The 14,944-nt window shown below is 59.4% G+C and carries 12 protein-coding genes; 7 read left to right on the top strand and 5 right to left on the bottom strand.

The features are described from left to right. Positions 1–1,027: 1,027 nt before the first annotated feature. The gene (locus tag Enr8_RS16900) at positions 1,028–2,587 is read left to right on the top strand and encodes an AAA family ATPase (protein WP_146433696.1); all 1,560 of its coding nucleotides are present in this window, start codon (positions 1,028–1,030) and stop codon (positions 2,585–2,587) included. A 918-nt stretch (positions 2,588–3,505) separates the two neighbouring features. After that, entirely contained in the window at positions 3,506–3,874 is a 369-nt protein-coding gene (locus tag Enr8_RS26515; RefSeq protein WP_146433694.1) for a carbon storage regulator, read from the top strand. A 65-nt stretch (positions 3,875–3,939) separates the two neighbouring features. Here Enr8_RS26515 and Enr8_RS16890 read toward each other — a convergent pair whose 3' ends face one another. Next, complete coding sequence (locus Enr8_RS16890; protein ID WP_146433692.1) at positions 3,940–6,021, bottom strand: esterase/lipase family protein; 2,082 nt, start codon at positions 6,019–6,021, stop codon at positions 3,940–3,942. Positions 6,022–6,151: 130 nt separating this feature from the next. Here Enr8_RS16890 and Enr8_RS16885 point away from each other — a divergent pair, with 130 nt between their 5' ends. Further along, positions 6,152–7,459 (top strand): sulfatase family protein, encoded by a 1,308-nt coding sequence (locus Enr8_RS16885; RefSeq protein WP_146433690.1) that lies wholly within the window; start codon positions 6,152–6,154, stop codon positions 7,457–7,459. After that, on the top strand, positions 7,456–8,535 hold the full coding sequence (locus tag Enr8_RS16880; protein ID WP_186767712.1) for a DegT/DnrJ/EryC1/StrS family aminotransferase: 1,080 nt from the start codon (positions 7,456–7,458) through the stop codon (positions 8,533–8,535). The genes Enr8_RS16885 and Enr8_RS16880 overlap by 4 nt, the downstream gene beginning before the upstream one ends. A gap of 106 nt (positions 8,536–8,641) precedes the next feature. Here the strand turns inward: Enr8_RS16880 and Enr8_RS16875 are convergent, their stop codons facing one another. Next, the gene (locus tag Enr8_RS16875) at positions 8,642–8,887 is read right to left on the bottom strand and encodes a carbon storage regulator (RefSeq protein ID WP_246120132.1); all 246 of its coding nucleotides are present in this window, start codon (positions 8,885–8,887) and stop codon (positions 8,642–8,644) included. 614 nt (positions 8,888–9,501) lie between these two features. On the opposite strand from Enr8_RS16875, the gene Enr8_RS16870 reads away from it, so the two are divergent. The 3 genes from Enr8_RS16870 to Enr8_RS16860 all read left to right on the top strand — a co-directional run bounded on the left by Enr8_RS16870 (position 9,502) and on the right by Enr8_RS16860 (position 11,322). Next, positions 9,502–9,825, top strand: a complete 324-nt coding sequence (locus Enr8_RS16870; protein WP_146433687.1) for a hypothetical protein — start codon at positions 9,502–9,504, stop codon at positions 9,823–9,825. A 36-nt stretch (positions 9,826–9,861) separates the two neighbouring features. Further along, a complete protein-coding gene (locus Enr8_RS16865; RefSeq protein ID WP_146433685.1) occupies positions 9,862–10,659 on the top strand; it encodes a tetratricopeptide repeat protein in 798 nt (265 codons plus the stop codon). Between the two features lie 189 nt (positions 10,660–10,848). Beyond that, positions 10,849–11,322 carry a GNAT family N-acetyltransferase gene (locus Enr8_RS16860; RefSeq protein WP_146433683.1) on the top strand — a complete coding sequence of 158 codons (474 nt, stop codon included), beginning with the start codon at positions 10,849–10,851 and terminating at the stop codon, positions 11,320–11,322. 65 nt (positions 11,323–11,387) lie between these two features. Here Enr8_RS16860 and Enr8_RS16855 read toward each other — a convergent pair whose 3' ends face one another. The 3 genes from Enr8_RS16855 to Enr8_RS16845 are packed head-to-tail and all read right to left on the bottom strand — an operon-like array spanning position 11,388 to position 14,724. After that, entirely contained in the window at positions 11,388–12,470 is a 1,083-nt protein-coding gene (locus tag Enr8_RS16855; RefSeq protein WP_146433681.1) for an EF-hand domain-containing protein, read from the bottom strand. 49 nt (positions 12,471–12,519) lie between these two features. Then, positions 12,520–13,668: a PepSY domain-containing protein gene (locus tag Enr8_RS16850; RefSeq protein ID WP_146433679.1), complete on the bottom strand. Its 1,149-nt coding sequence runs from the start codon at positions 13,666–13,668 to the stop codon at positions 12,520–12,522. 48 nt (positions 13,669–13,716) lie between these two features. After that, positions 13,717–14,724, bottom strand: a complete 1,008-nt coding sequence (locus Enr8_RS16845; RefSeq protein ID WP_146433677.1) for a DUF1559 family PulG-like putative transporter — start codon at positions 14,722–14,724, stop codon at positions 13,717–13,719. Between the last annotated feature and the right edge of the window lie 220 nt (positions 14,725–14,944).

Below are 14,944 nucleotides of genomic sequence, written 5' to 3'. Positions count from 1 at the left end.
AAGTTCGAACGTGATCGCCTGAAGAAACGCCGCACGACACTGAAAAAAAAGCAAGCCAAGAAAACAAAGAAGCCAAAACGATAGTGCGGAAAGCGGCGTCGTTGTAGCCCGCAGCGCAAGCCGAGGGAATGCGGCCGCAAGGTCAATGACGAATGACGAACAACAAACCGGGTGGCCCGGTCACGTCGGCTTTCGACTGGCCGGGTTGCGCAGCAACAAGATGCCTCACAATCCGGATTGTCTCTTCAGCAACGCCTCCATCCGTCATGCCCTGCAACCAACATCCCCATCCTTCTTCCGCCCCGGAGGGGCAAGCCAACCTAGCCTAGGGCGAAGTCGCCCACCAGGCGACGCAGCCCTAGGTAACGTCGCCACCCTGATCGAAAGCCCCGGAGGGGCGAACCTAACGAGCGACCAATCCGGTCCAACGTCAACGATTGATTTCGTGCACCGTTCCTGGGGCTGCGTCGCGAAGCGCGACTACGCCCCAGGCTAGGTTGGAACGGCCCTCCGGGCCTGATGACGTTCGTCATTCGGACCTTCGGATTTGATTCGACATTCGTCATTGAAATGGACGCCGCATTCCCTCGGCTCGCGCCTCGGGCTACGATTTTGTGCGATTTCGCCCTTGTTTTCTCGGGTCAAAATTGGTTTGACAAATTGCTCGACTTTTGGGCTAATGCCTCTCGCAACATGGGTGACGGATGCCCGTCGATTCTTCCCGCCGGCCTGGCGACGCTCTTCGCCGTGGCCATCAAACATGACGAAATGTAACGAAACGTGTGCCACTGCTGGCTTGTCCAGCCGTGTCTGCAGGCAGCGTAAATAACTCGTAGGGTCCGCTGTGCGGACCACGGCAGCGCGTTTGCTTGCGCGATTCGAAAAAGGGTCAGGTCGCTTTTTCGCGGTCGCGTGCTGCGCGTGTGGAAAACTTACTCGCGAAAAAGAGACCAGATCCTGTTTCTCAATCGGCTCTGTTTCTCATTCCGGCCGGTTTCTCGTTCAACTTTTTTGGGGAGGCAAAATCATGAATCGTAGTGATCGGATCGAGCGGCTGCGGGAGTTGTTGCAAGGGCAAGGGATGTTCCCGATCGCGGTGCCTGATCCGATGATCGAGGCGGCGGTCGACCGGTTTGACTCGACCAACAAACCGCTGCAAGAGTTCACCTCGGTCGAATTGCTCGAAGCGCCGCACGAAGTCGACTGGCTGGTGCCCGGCCTGCTCTCGCGCGGCGCTCCGGCGGTGATTTGCGGGCCGAGCAAATGTTTGAAAACGTCGCTGGCGGTCGACCTGGTGGCGGCCTTGTCGACGGGCGAAAAGTTCTTGGGGCGATTTGCGACCAAGCGCAAGGTGCGCGTCGGCTTCTTCAGCGGCGAGCAAGCGAAGCATGCGCTGACCGACTTAACGCGGCGGTGGATGACGAGCAAACAGAAACAAGAGACGCCCCGGTTCGTCTGCGCGCTGCAAGGGGCGAGCGCGAATCTTGAAAAACAGCTGCGGCAGTTGCGCGCGTGGATCGGCAAGTACGAGTTGGAAGTGGTGATGATCGACCCGCTCGACGTCGCGGCCAAAACAAAACGGGCTCACACGTTGCACCTGCAGGCGATGATCCGCTGTTGTCTTGAGTGCGGCGCGACGCCGATTTTGTGCTGCGCGACGCGCAAGACGATTCGCCCGCGAACGCTCGACGTGACCGACTTGCAAAGCGCCGGCTGTCACGATTTGGCCCGGCAATGGCTGCTGGTGAATCGCCGCCAAAGCTATGAACTTGGCAGCGGGCAGCACAAGTTGTGGCTGACCGTGGGCGGCGACGCTGGGCAAGATAGTCTGTGGGGCGTTGATGTGGAGGAAGGAAGACTCGATGATTCCGCCGGCCGCAGATGGTCGACGAAGGTTCGTACTGTCGATTCGCTGAAGAACGAACAAGCCGCCCGCGAAGCGATGACCCGCGACGAGCGGCACGACGCCAAACTGCGCGTCGTGATCGAAAACCTCGGCCCCGACCGAGCGATGAAGCAAACGGTCCGTGAACATGCCGGGATGAACGGCACAATGTTCGCGGCCGCGTGGGAGCGGCTAGAAGAAGCCGGCGAAATCGAAAAAGTAACCCCCACCCGGCGAAGCGGCTTCGCCACCTTCCAGTTGAAAAACGTAGGGCAATCCAGCGTAGGGCAGGCCGTGCCTGCCGAGAGCACGAGCGACCACCCCGAACAAAGTCCACCCACCCCAAAAAACGAAACAGTCCAGTCCGGTCCGCCCGAGTTGCAAGAACCACCCGTAGGGTCCGCTATGCGGACCAAGACCCCGCCAAACGATGACGATGATCAAGTCATCAACAACGCCACGAACCAGAAAGAGTCGCCAGCGAGTCCCATCGCGGAAAAACCAAAACAGTCCAGTCCGGTTGCGGATAAATCAAAACAGTCCAGTCCCGTCGAACCGCACGAATCCACGAACAAGTCCAGTCCGACCCAAAAAGCCCCGGAGGGGCGCCGCCAACCTAGCCTAGGGCGAAGTCGCGCCAGCGACGCAGCCCTAGGAAAAGTCGCCACCAAGATCGCAAGCCCCGGAGGGGCGACCCAATAAGAGAAACGGTCCAGTCCAATGTCAACGAAGGACTTCGCGCACCAACCTGGGGCTGCGTCGCGAAGCGCGACTGCGCCCCAGGCTAGGTTGGGACGGCCCTCCGGGCCTGGGATGTTGGCGGGGCTGAAGATTGAGGGCGATGGAGACGAATGTTGTTGTGCCATCTGGATGGTGAGGCATCTTGTTGCTGCGCAATCCGGCGAAAATTGGAAACAGCCTCAGTCCCGTCGAACCGCACGAATCCACGAAACAGTCGAGTCCCACCCAAAAAGCCCCGGAGGGGCGACCCAATAAGAGGACCGGTCCAGTCCGGCGTCAACAATCGATTGAATCGCACCAACCTGGGGCTGCGTCGCGAAGCGCGACTGCGCCCCAGGCTAGGTTGGAACGGCCCTTTGGGCCTGAGATGTTGGCGGGGCTGAAGATTGAGGGCGATGGAGACGAATGTTGTTGTGCCATCTGGATGGTGAGGCATCTTGTTGCTGCGCAACGTGAGCCAGTCTTGGCAGACTGGTCGGGCCACCCGGGGAATTCAAGAATCGTCCGGTCCGGTTCGTCATTCGGGCATTCGGATTCGATTCGTCATTCTGGTTTCGGCATTCGTCATTGGCATGAACGCCGCATTCCCTCGCTGGCGCGTCGGGCTACTATTTTTCCGCTTTCCACTTTCCGCTCAGGTCCCCACTCGACCGCCATTTTGTACCTTCGACTGCCGCGGCTCGGTAAATCCTGCAACGATTTTGTAAGTATGTACACCAACTGTCCAGGTTTCTATCGCCGGCCAGAAATGGCGTAAGTTGTTATCTGGAAATGACTTTTATGGAAACGGAAAAAGTTGGATAGTCTTTGGCATGGCAAATGCAATGATTCTCTTCGCAATCGCTTACCCAAGGATTCTTCCAAGCAAAGGAGTGTAGGATGCTGGTTTTGACCCGGAAACAACAGGAAAAGATTCAGATTGGCGACGACGTTGTGATCACTATCTTGAAGGTGAAAGGCAACTCGATTCGCGTCGGTATTGAGGCCCCCAAAGACGTTCGCGTCGTTCGCGGCGAACTGCCCAAAACGGAGACGGAAGTCGCCGATGCGGATCAGTCGGCTGCCGCTCAGCCGAGCGAGGATAGCCAAACCGGGCTGAATCCCTTTCTGAGCACCCAGCAAAACGGCGACGATTACCGGGTCTTGTCGTTCCGGATCTCGGCCGAAGAGCCGCAGCAGGAACCGCAGCAGTTTGAGCGTCCGAAAGCCCGGCTGCAGACGATGCGTGAATATATGGCCAACCGCTAATTCGATCGCAAAGACGCCTGGTTGGGCATGCCAGGCGTCGCCATGACGCTTTATCGCTTTTGTTTCTACTTGGACGGAGTCAAGGGAAATGATTCGGACATCGACCGACCGCCGTAGCCGCCTGAAGGGGCGGTACTTGGAAGCGGCGCTGAATGCCCAGCTTGCATCACAGTGGAATTTGGAAACGCTGGGTGTAGCGGAGCGCCTGTCTGCGTCGCGGCGACATACTCCTGACGTAGTCCTTCGATATGGTCTCGTAGAATGTTTCGGACTCGCAGGATGCTGCGTGGATGTCGGTGAACATTCGCATGATCAGAAGTAACGACCAATTCCGAAGCGGCCTCTTCCAAATGGGCGCTTGCGTATTCCACAACCCCATCACTCTTGCCGGCGAAGGTGCCAAGCCAGGTATCTTGATCGACGACCCCGATCACCGTGTGGTATTTGACCCACGGCGCTTTGGGCGCCTCGATGATCTTCGGCAGAACCGGCGAGTCTGGCGCCAGCGAGTCGATGCTGGTCGCGACCGCCAACATCTCGGCATCGCGGAAGAAGTTCGGATTGGCGTTTTTCAGACGCTTTTCGGCGGCGGTTAAGGTCTCTGGCAGGGCGATCAAATGCCGACCGAGCCATTTGGTGGTCGGATTGGCGAAGTCGCTGCCGCGATGCGGCGTGCCGAGGGTGATCACCTGACGAACCGATGGGCTAGGCTCGAAGAAGAGCATGCTCATCAGCTGTTGTTTGTCTTGCTCGGATCCTTGCAACTGTTCCGGCGACTGATCGGTGACCATCGCCCAGAAGTCTTTCTGGCTATCGATGGTTTGCCATCGCGAGATGAGGCCGCCCATGCTGTGACCAATCAGTACGGTCTGATCGAGGGCGAGCGCTTGATGCTGCGGGTCAAGATCTTCACGGGCCTTCTGCAGATCTTGGCGGAACTGCGTCGCGCTGATCCAGAACGGCTCGCCGGTTGGATAGAGATAGAACCAGAACTGGTAGTTGTCGCGGATCTCGGGCTGAGCGCGGAGATCGTTGAACATTTCCATCCAGGTGATCGGGCTCGACCACAGGCCATGCACCATGACGACCGGGATCTTTTGCGGATCGTACGGTTCGAGCATGTAGAGCCCCTGCACCGCTTCGGTGTGCCCGGGCAATAGCAAGCCCCAGGTCGCCAGATCGGTGTCGCGGAACTGCGGTTGGTCGAGGTAGTAGGCGAGCGGCGTGCTGATGTCGGCTTCAAGCGGCGTCGTCCTGCCGCCGATCTGCACCTCGTTTTGCATCAGCGGATCGTAAAGCTCGATCTTGCAGAAGTGAACGGCCGAGCCTTGCGTTTGCTTTTGCGGCGTGACTTCGAGGAAGGCGGTCAGCGGATAGGCGAGACCCGGCGGCAGGTAGCGGTCTTCGGCCTTGCCGGTGTCGGCGCCTTTGCAGATGGCGATCAGCGGCACGCCCAGGCCGTATTGGCGATGCTGGTTGCGGAGCCCTTTCACTTCGTAGTCGGAGGCGAACTCGAAATGGTCGAAGTCTTCTGGGTTCCAGCGTCCCGAAAGCTGCAGCGCTACGTGGAACTCGTGCTGCGGCGTGGTGATGCGATAGACCGAGCCCGGCGTCAACTTGCCTTGGGCGCGGACGATTCGCAGGGCCGACTCGAGCGAGCCGTTGTACAAGTCGCAAGCGCCGCGGAACTGCGGATCGTAGACGTGATCTTGCCGGGCAAAGTTGGGATCGAACAGGTAGTAGTAGGAGTGGGCTGCACAGGAGGCGAACAGTTCGAGCGCCGTCGCCTTTTTGCCGAGCGCTTCGGCTCGCGTGCCGGCGATATAGCAGAGTTCCGCAAAGGCGTAGGTCTTTTCGGCGGTCGGCTCTTGCTTGAGCTCTTTGGCGAGCTGATCAAGCGCCTCGCGATGATCTCCTTCGGCGTATTTTTCGAGATCGTACTGACGCAACAGTTGCTTGGTGCGCTCGGTCGCCTGCGGGCCTTGTCGCGAGAGCAGCTGCAGTTGCCCGGCCAGCGGATTGCGGGGCGACTTGCGCACCGACATGAAGGTATCGCCGGCGCATCCTGTGGCAGTCAGCAACAAGGCGAACAGGCCCAGGACGAGCAATGAGCGAACGAATTGTCGGTTATGCGGCGGCGTTGGCATTGATCCGCTATCCCCCCATCTCTAGCGGAAATCCCAGAAGAGAACTGGACTCGGTAGTTTGGTCGGGAGACAATACGAATTCTGCCCACCCCACGTCAAGGCAAACCTCCCACCCCGATGAGGATTTTTCATGCACTTCTATCATTGCTGTCGTTCGCTGCTGCTAGCCGCCCTGCTGTGCAGCTGGGCCGCCGCAGCCGATACCCCGCCCAACGTCGTCTTGATCCTGTCGGACGATCAGGCCTGGTCGGACTATGGTTTCATGGAGCACGAGACGATTCAGACCCCGTGCTTGGATAAGTTGGCCAAGCAGTCGCTGACGTTTACCCGCGGCTACGTGCCGGACAGCTTGTGCCGGCCGTCGCTAGCGACGATCATCTCGGGCCTTTATCCGCATCAGCACGGCATCGTCGGCAACGATCCGCCCAAGTCGGCCAAGGGAGATCCGTCTTCGCCCTATCAAACCGGCACGCGAAACGACTTCCTGCAGCACATCGACAAGATGCCGTCGCTGGCCAAGATATTGAAACAAGAGAAAGGCTACGTCTCGCATCAATCGGGCAAATGGTGGGAAGGAAACTTCTCGCGCGGCGGGTTCGACCAGGGGATGACCCATGGCGACATCAAACGAGGCGGGCGCCATGGCGACGCCGGTTTGACGATCGGCCGCAAGGGAATGGCGCCGGTGTTCGACTTTATGAAAGAAGCGAAGGGAGACGGCAAGCCTTTTTTCGTCTGGTATGCTCCCTTCATGCCGCATACCCCGCACACGCCGCCAGAGCGATTGTTAGCCAAGTATCGCGACAAGACCGACAGCTTGCCGATGGCCAAGTATTGGGCGATGTGCGAATGGTTTGATGAGACCTGCGGCCAGCTGATGGACTTCCTGGATGAAGAGAATCTGGCCGACAACACGATCGTCATCTACGTCTGCGACAACGGTTGGATCAACCAGAAGGACGCCAGCAAGTACGCTCCCCGATCGAAACGCTCGCAGTACGAAGGGGGCGTGCGGACGCCGATCATGGTCCGTTGGCCCGGCCACGCAAAGCCGCAAATCAACTCGACGGAACTGGCCAGTTCGATCGACATCGTGCCAACGGTCTTGACTGCGGTAGGAATCGAAAAGCAGCCCGAGATGGAAGGGATCGACTTACTTGACGCCAAAGCGGTCGCTGCCCGCGACGCGATCTACGGCGAGATATTTGAGCATGACGTCCGCGCGATGGACGACCCGGTCAAGAGCTTGCGTTTCCGCTGGGTAATCGAAGGCCCTTGGAAGCTGATCGTGCCGTATGCCCCAAATGAACCGAACGAGAAGATTGAGCTGTTCAACGTGGTGAACGATCCGACCGAAGAGACCAACCTGGCTGCCGAGCAGCCCGAGTTGGTCAAGCGATTGCAAGCGAAGCTGGATGCGTGGTGGTCGGTCCGTTGAGCGAATCGGAGTCGCCGCTAGGGCCTGACTGGCCGCTGAAAGATGAGGACGTACGCGTCGCCCTGTTGGCCGCGTACGCTGATGGCAGTTGGGGCAAGTACCACGGACCGCACGTTGCGCGTCTGGAAGAGGAGCTGTCGCACTACTTTGAGGCGCCGCATGCGTTGACCTGCGCGTCGGGCACGATCGCGGTCGAGATCGCACTGCGCTCGTTGAACTTGCCGGAAGGATCCGAGGTGCTGCTGGCGGCGTATGATTTCGCCGGTAACTTTCGGGCGATTCAAGCGGCCGGACTGCGGCCGGCGCTCGTTGATATCGAGGCGAATCGGTGGCGGATCGACGTGGCCGAGATCGAAGCGGCGATCACGCCCGAGACGCGCGGAATCGTCGTTTCCCACCTGCATGGCGATCTGGCTGACATGCCCGCGGTGATGGAGATCGCCCAGCGGCGTCAGTTGCAGGTTGTGGAAGATGCCTGTCAATCGCCGGGGGCGATCATCGACGGCCGGAAAGCGGGCAGTTGGGGGGATGTCGGCACGCTTAGTTTTGGCGGCAGCAAACTACTGACTTCCGGAAGAGGCGGCGCCGTCATCACCTCACGCGCCGATCTGCAGCAGCGGGCTCGCGTCTATTGTGAACGCGGGAACCATGCGTTTCCGCTGAGCGAACTGCAGTCGGCTGTGCTGCTGCCGCAGCTGGCCAAATTGGACGCCCGGAACGACCAGCGCAGGAAAGCGGTCTCGCAGTTTCGTGAAGCGATGCGCGACTCAGCCGGGTGGATCTCGCCGCCGCCCAGCGACGGCTACTCGGTTTACTACAAGGTTGGTTGGACGCTGGCCGATCCTGCAACACGAGCCGCGGTCTGCACTCAACTACAAGCGAGCGGTGTGGCGATCGCCGCCGGGTTTCGCGGGTTCGCCAAACGTCCGGCGGCGTGGTGTCGCAAGGTGGGTGATTTGTCGCAGGCGCGACGTGCGGCCGAGGGGACGATCACACTGCATCACCCGGTCTTGCTGGGCAACGAAGCGGAACTAGCGCAGGCTGTCGGCGTCGTGCGGCAGGTTGCCGGCGGTTAGATCGATCGGCGGCCGCAAGAACGCAAACGACCCGGCTTCCACCTCTGCCGGGTCATTTGTCTGGAGATTGCTCGGTTGGTTGCGGCCTGCTGGGCCGCGGTCCGCTTCAACGGGTGCCTGACAGCAGCATCGTCTCGGCCAGACAAGCATGTTCGTCCGTTTCTTCCATGACTTCGCCACGCAAAATACGGACCTGATTCGGGGCATCGATACCGACGGTCACGCGATTGCCTGAGATTCGATTGATCACGATGGTGACGTTGTCGCCTACGTGAATGGTTTCTCCGATCTTACGGCTGAGGATCAACATGTCTTGGGTTCCTTCCAGTGGTCGCTGGACTAATGCGTTCATCGCAAATTACGAGGGGGGAGTTAAGCAAGCGGAGGCGGCGAGCACGGCGCCTTGCGTTTGCCTGCCCTCTGGATAAGCAAGCGGAAGGCCAAAGATGGAAAAATTTTCAAAAGGCAGACTGGATGTAATCGCAAATCTTTTCTGGTAAAGGGTTTGCGTTTTCTTTTTGGGCGGTGATGGCGCAGTCTTTCCGGGGGCATCCGCCGGCAGAAGTTGTCTCATTTTGAGAATGGCTCTTCATTGTGAGATGGTTTGGTCGCCGAAAACTGCGACCCGACCAGCCGCACCGTCGTCGGCATTGCCGATTGAGCGCAAAGATCGATCGCCATCTATTGCGTTAAAAGGGCGATTACGGAGAGAAAACAGAAAGATTTGGGCGCGAACTGCTGAAAAATTCACCTCCCGCTTGTCCAGATTATTAGATACGTATTACTATTGTGGAGGGGGCCTTGTAGGGTGGTTCGACTAACTCTTGTGGCATCACTCCCAACCAGAGTCTGACTAGTTACGCCCCAAGGGATGGAATGCCGGAGCAGCAAGTTTTTCTGTGTGGGGTCCCCTACCGCATGACGAACCGGGGGCCCATGTTTTGTCTCAGTTCCAATTCGAATGGAGTGCGGTGGGAATTTCATACGACGCCTTACGATTCGGACGATCTGGAGCAGCTGCTCCGCGTTTTCGCTACCGATCTGGGACTGGAGTGCTCGTTTCGCTTTCCCGAGCCGATTGATCAGTTTCCGACTTCGCGCCATGAGGCCCCAGGCGATATTCACGCCTACTTACTGCGGGTCGATGTCGAGTATTCTGCTTGGCGGCGACGCGACGAATTCCGTCGTCGCTGGTGTTTGTCCGACGAGGCCCAGTCGCGCGTCCGTCGCAAGCCAATTCAGCGGTTGATTGACAACGCGGTCAGGAAATTGGAAGAATGGAAGAGCTGACTCTGGCTGTCGCTGGTTCTCGCTTGGAATTATTCGATGCGTTTCCTCTTGATCCGTGGTTGCTTGTTGACGTCGCTGTTGCTGGTCTCTTCCCCGGCGGTCGCCCAGGAAGGGAAAGCGGTCGAGCTTGCGCTGGAGGCTCGCACTGCCGCAGCCAGCGGCGAGAGCGCCAAGGCGGTCTCGCTGGCGACGCAGGCCCTCCAGCAAGAGCCGCAGTCGGATGCCGTGACGTTTCTTTACTATCTGCGCGGTCGTGAACAGTTTCGGCTCGGCAAGATCGCCGAGTCAGCCGCCGATTTCGACAAATACGCCCAGCTCTTTCCCCGTGAGAAGCCGAAGCTGTGGGAGCGGGGCATCACGCTCTACTATGCGGAACGTTATCAAGAGGGCGCCGATCAATTCGCGCTCTATCAAAAGTATCTCAGCAACGATGTGGAGAACGCCGCTTGGCGGTTCTTGTGCATGGCGCAAGCCGACGGCGTCGAGAAAGCCAAAGCCGAGTTATTGCCGATCGAAGGGGATGGTCGGGCGCCGATGATGACGCTCCATCGCTTTTATCGCGGCCAGGCGACCGAAGCGGAGATCTTGAAAGAGGTCGAAGCGGGCGAAGCGACCGCAGCGATGCGAGCCGGACGCCGCTTCTACGCCGCTCTTTATTTGGGGCTCTATTACGAAGCGATCGGCGAGGAGGCCAAGGCGACGCCGTTTTTGAAACAGGCGGCCGACGCCGACTTGCAGAAGACCGCCCAAGGGGCGATCAACAGTTACATGGGTGACGTCGCCCGTATTCATTGGATTCAGAAGCAAGCCAGCCAGCGGAAGAACGCCGACTAGAGCGGTTTTCCTCCATCTGTATCGTTCTGGCTGGTTGCGGCCGCGCTGGTCGGCGTTGACCTGCATCGACGAATCTTGAGGATTCGCCTGCTTCGGTCGCCTTGACCAGCTCGCCTCACTAACGCCAGAAACGCGACAGCTATCAGAAAAACGCTCCAAACGTTCGCCACTCGACCGTGCAGGAAGTTCATGATTCGCAGGTATCAGCCGGGAGACCATCCCGCGATCGCCGAAATCTTCACTCGGGCGATTCACGAGGTCGCGTGTGAAGTCTACACGCCGGCGCAGTGCGCCGCCTGGAGCGACAAGGCGCCGAATCTTGAACATTGGCGCAAGCGGTGTGAGCGAAAACGTCCCTACGTCTACGTTCGCAACGGGCGCGTTGTGGGATTTCTCGAACTGGATGACGACGGGCACATCGACTGCATGTACGTCCATCCCGACGCAGGCCGTCAAGGCGTCGCCTCGGCGCTGATCGACGTGGCGATCGAGAAATGTATCGAAGCCGGCCTGCCGCGAGCCTTTGTCGAGGCGTCTCTCTGCGCGCGACCCGTCTTCGAGAAGAAAGGGTTTCGCGTCGTTAAGCGGCAGCAGGTTGCCCTGGGAGAAGAGCGGTTGATCAACTTTCAGATGGAGTTGCCGGTGAAGGCCGATCCTGGGTAGTCGCAAGGACAAAAACAGGGCGCCAGAACTTGCGCCCGATCTCTGCCGACTGGTAAGTGATGGAACTATCGGCGACGCGACAGCCGCCGCAGCGTCGTTGCGTAGAACGAAGCGAGATCAAGCGGCTGGTCCTCCGTAATCCGAAGCAACTCGATCAGTTCCTTGTCTTGGAGCTTGCCCGCTTCTACGGCCGAGACTTGCTTGTCGCCATCCGCATCAACTTTGGCGGCCAGCAAGCAATAGCCGAGGGCCGTGGCGCGATTGCGCAGTTGAGCGTCGACTTGCGCACGAATCTCGGCTGCGGAAACGAAGCCATCCTGATCGGCGTCTTCGCGGGCGAACGTCATTCGCGAACGACGATCGAGCCCTTCCTCGTCAAGTTGCGTTCCCTCTTCCGCCTCGAGCGAACCGGCGACTTCAAAAATGCTGATCTTGCCGTCGCCATCCTTGTCTGCCCCCATTCGCAACTCCATCAGTCGCTCGGCCTCGTTTTTTAGTGCCGTGCGAATTTCCGTCAGTGTGATTTTCCGATCGCGATCGATGTCGAACGACACGAGCAAAGCGGCGTCCTCGGACGTGGTCGCTGTCGGACTGCCGCCGCGACCTCCCCTTCCCCCTTCACCACCATGACTGTGACCGTTGCCGTGGTTGTGTCCACCGCCCGCCGCCATCTGGCTGCGCATCTCTTCAAAGGCGGCCTGGAATTCGTCGAGCGTCACTTTGCCATCCTCGGCATATTTTGACCCGGTTAGTCGAGCGTTGATCTCGGCGCCCTGCAACACGCCGTCGCCATCCTGATCGAACGACTTGAAGCGATCTGCTGGATCAAATCCGCCGCGGCCGCCGCGATTTCCAGCTCCGCGGCTTTCCCCCTCACCGCCACTGGCGCCACCGCCGCGGTTGCCGCCCCGTCCACGTCCGCGCGGTGAGGCGGCGGCCGCTTCCTGGGCGCCAAAGCCGAGTGGGCGAACCGCCTTGATCATTTCCAGCAGCGAAACGGCGCCATCACGATCGTCGTCCAGGGTGGCGAAGCCTTGTTCGACGACCGGCGTCACTAGTTCGTCGCCGCTTTCCGAAGCGTCCGCAGCGGAGACGAGCGAGCAACAAGTCAGCAAGATCGCGAGCGTCAGGTAGATCGAGTTGTGCATTTGGCTATTCCCTAGTTTGTTTTGTGATCGAGGTATTGAGAGGCGGCGACTAGCGGGCGGTTGCGACCTCGTCGACTTCGACTTGAACCGCTTCGGCGCGTCCTCCGCCGCCAGCGGGACGACCGCTTCCGCCGCCGCCACGGCCTCCGCGCCCTCCACCCGTCGTCAGGCTGTCATGCATTCCGACCATCAGCAGCGTGGCGCAGACGACGCTGGCGACTAGAAAGCCGGTTCCCCACAGTCGCGTACGTTTGATCTGCCACCACATCAAGACGCCCGAGATTCCCCAGAAGACCATCGACAGAAACATCAGGTCGACCATCGCCGCCCAGAACCAGCGGACGTTCCAATGGGGAGAATAGCTGCGGGCCAAGTGAAGTCGTTGGAGAAAGCTCTTCGTTTCGATCGACGGTCGCGAGTCTTCTCGCAGCGCCGTCACTCCCCCGTTGCCGAGGTTGCAGGTCACGATGGTCGGAACGCCGTCGACCTCTGCGGAAAAGACCAAACTCGGCGACCGTCGTCCGGCAATCGCACTGCCGGAAGCGAGTCCCAAGTCGGTTAGCACTTGTGGCGTCGCATCTTGGGCTTTCGTCAGGGCGTTGTCCCGAATCGTCACCGAGCGAACATCTTGCAGCGGATTGGTTGGCGGCGTATCGGCCGATTCCTCGATCTCCGGCGTAATGAAGTTCGTGCGAACTTCGCCGGCGCCCGAGACTGGATCAATCGAAACCGAATGGTTAGCGCCGTCGGCTGCAACGTTAAACGTCAGGAAGCCGCTGAACTCGGCCGGGCGACTGTCGGTCAGCTTGATCTCCGGACCATCGACCAGGAACGACTCGACATTCAATTCTTCCACGATTTGAGCCGCCATCACGTCCGCCTTGGGAAGCGACGCCAATTGACCGTCGGCAACCTCCGCCGCCTGGAATGACTGGACCTGATCGCCGGTAAAGTAGCCGGGATGGTTGAAGAACCAGCCGGTGAAACCGTACAGCAAGACCCATGGCAGCATGAAGATGCCAGAGTAAAGGTGGATGCGACGAATCAGCTTAAGCGCTTCGCCCCAGGCGCGGGAAGCGAAGCTTTTCGACTTGGGGGTCGGCTTGTCGCTTGGCTGGGCGCTGGCGCGGGCCTTGGCGAGAATCGCTTGCGTATTGTCGCTGGTCGCAGCCGCGGATGACGATTCGGTCGTCGACATAGCTCGTAGTCCCAAGGGAAGGAAGGTGCGGAAGAATCTTGAAGCGGGCTAGTACTCGCCGACCACTTCGCCATCGTTGCGGGCGAACAGCCGGCGCTGGGTGGCGATATTGATCGTGTCCGGCAGGAAGTGGACGCTGCCGTCGACGAAGACCGCCATGGCGCCGCCTGGGTGATTGCTCCGCGGGCCGGCCGCCAGATAGGCGCGAATCGACATGTCGGGGAACTTGCTATTGGGCGGAAGATAGCCGTTGATCGAACCGCCGCCGCTGCCGAAACCGCGAATCCAGGTCGAGCCCCGCTGACCATCCCAGCCAGTCGCTGCGGCCAACATTCCCGCCAGATCGTTCGCCTCGAAATAGGCTTGCAACGCGTGCATGTCCGAGACGTTTTTGCCAGAGCCGCCGGCAATATACTTTTGCATCTGGCGACCTTCCGGCGTGGTTGTCGATTCCGTACCCGGACCCATCAGCGTTTCTGCGAACGCGATCGTGTTCGAAGTGCCGTCGGTGACGTCCCGAAACTTGATCTTGCCGCCTGACCAGGCGATGCCATCGGTCGGATCGCCAAAGCTGACGTAGTCGCCGACGCCGGTACCGACATTAATACAGTAGTTGATGCCGGCGTAGTCAAAGGGCCCGCCTTTGGCGGTTTCGACCGTCTTCACGACGGGGATGTCCTCGCTGGGACAGGAAAAGAACGGCACCGGCGTCTTGGCCGCGACGACATGGGCCGGGTCGACGCCGTTTCGCGGGTGACCGAGCTCGATGTTGAAGTCGATCAGGCGCCGCAAGTTTTCTTGTTCGCAGAACGGCAGCAGCTGGGCCTGGGTCGAAAACGAATAGTTGATCGAATCGCCAATGGGCGGGAACTGCCGCATGGCGCTCTCGTAGTTGTGCAGCGAAAGCCCGATCTGCTTCAGATTGTTCGAACACGACATTCGCCGGGCCGCTTCGCGCGCTTGCTGAACCGCCGGCAACAACAAGCTAATAAGAACGCCAATAATGGCGATGACGACCAACAATTCAACGAGCGTGAACGCGCGTTTTTCTCGCATTATCTGGTTGCTCCAGCTACATCTTGTCCTGGGAAATTCCCACGCCCCGGAAGTAGCTGGCTGAGCAAGAGTGCGATTGGCTGGCGTTAGGCATGGATACTGAGTCTCAATAGCCTAGTGGCGATGGGAGCAACTCGTCAACCTACTCCCTTGCCTTTTCGCGAAAATCCACGAAATTCGCCTCGTTCCCGTAGTCGGGCAGTTGAGCCGTTTTACGGAG

It is taken from the genome of Blastopirellula retiformator, from assembly GCF_007859755.1.
Taxonomy (GTDB): domain Bacteria; phylum Planctomycetota; class Planctomycetia; order Pirellulales; family Pirellulaceae; genus Blastopirellula; species Blastopirellula retiformator.
The sequence above is the reverse complement of the archived record's forward strand: the minus strand, read 5'-3'. Positions and strand labels throughout refer to the sequence as shown.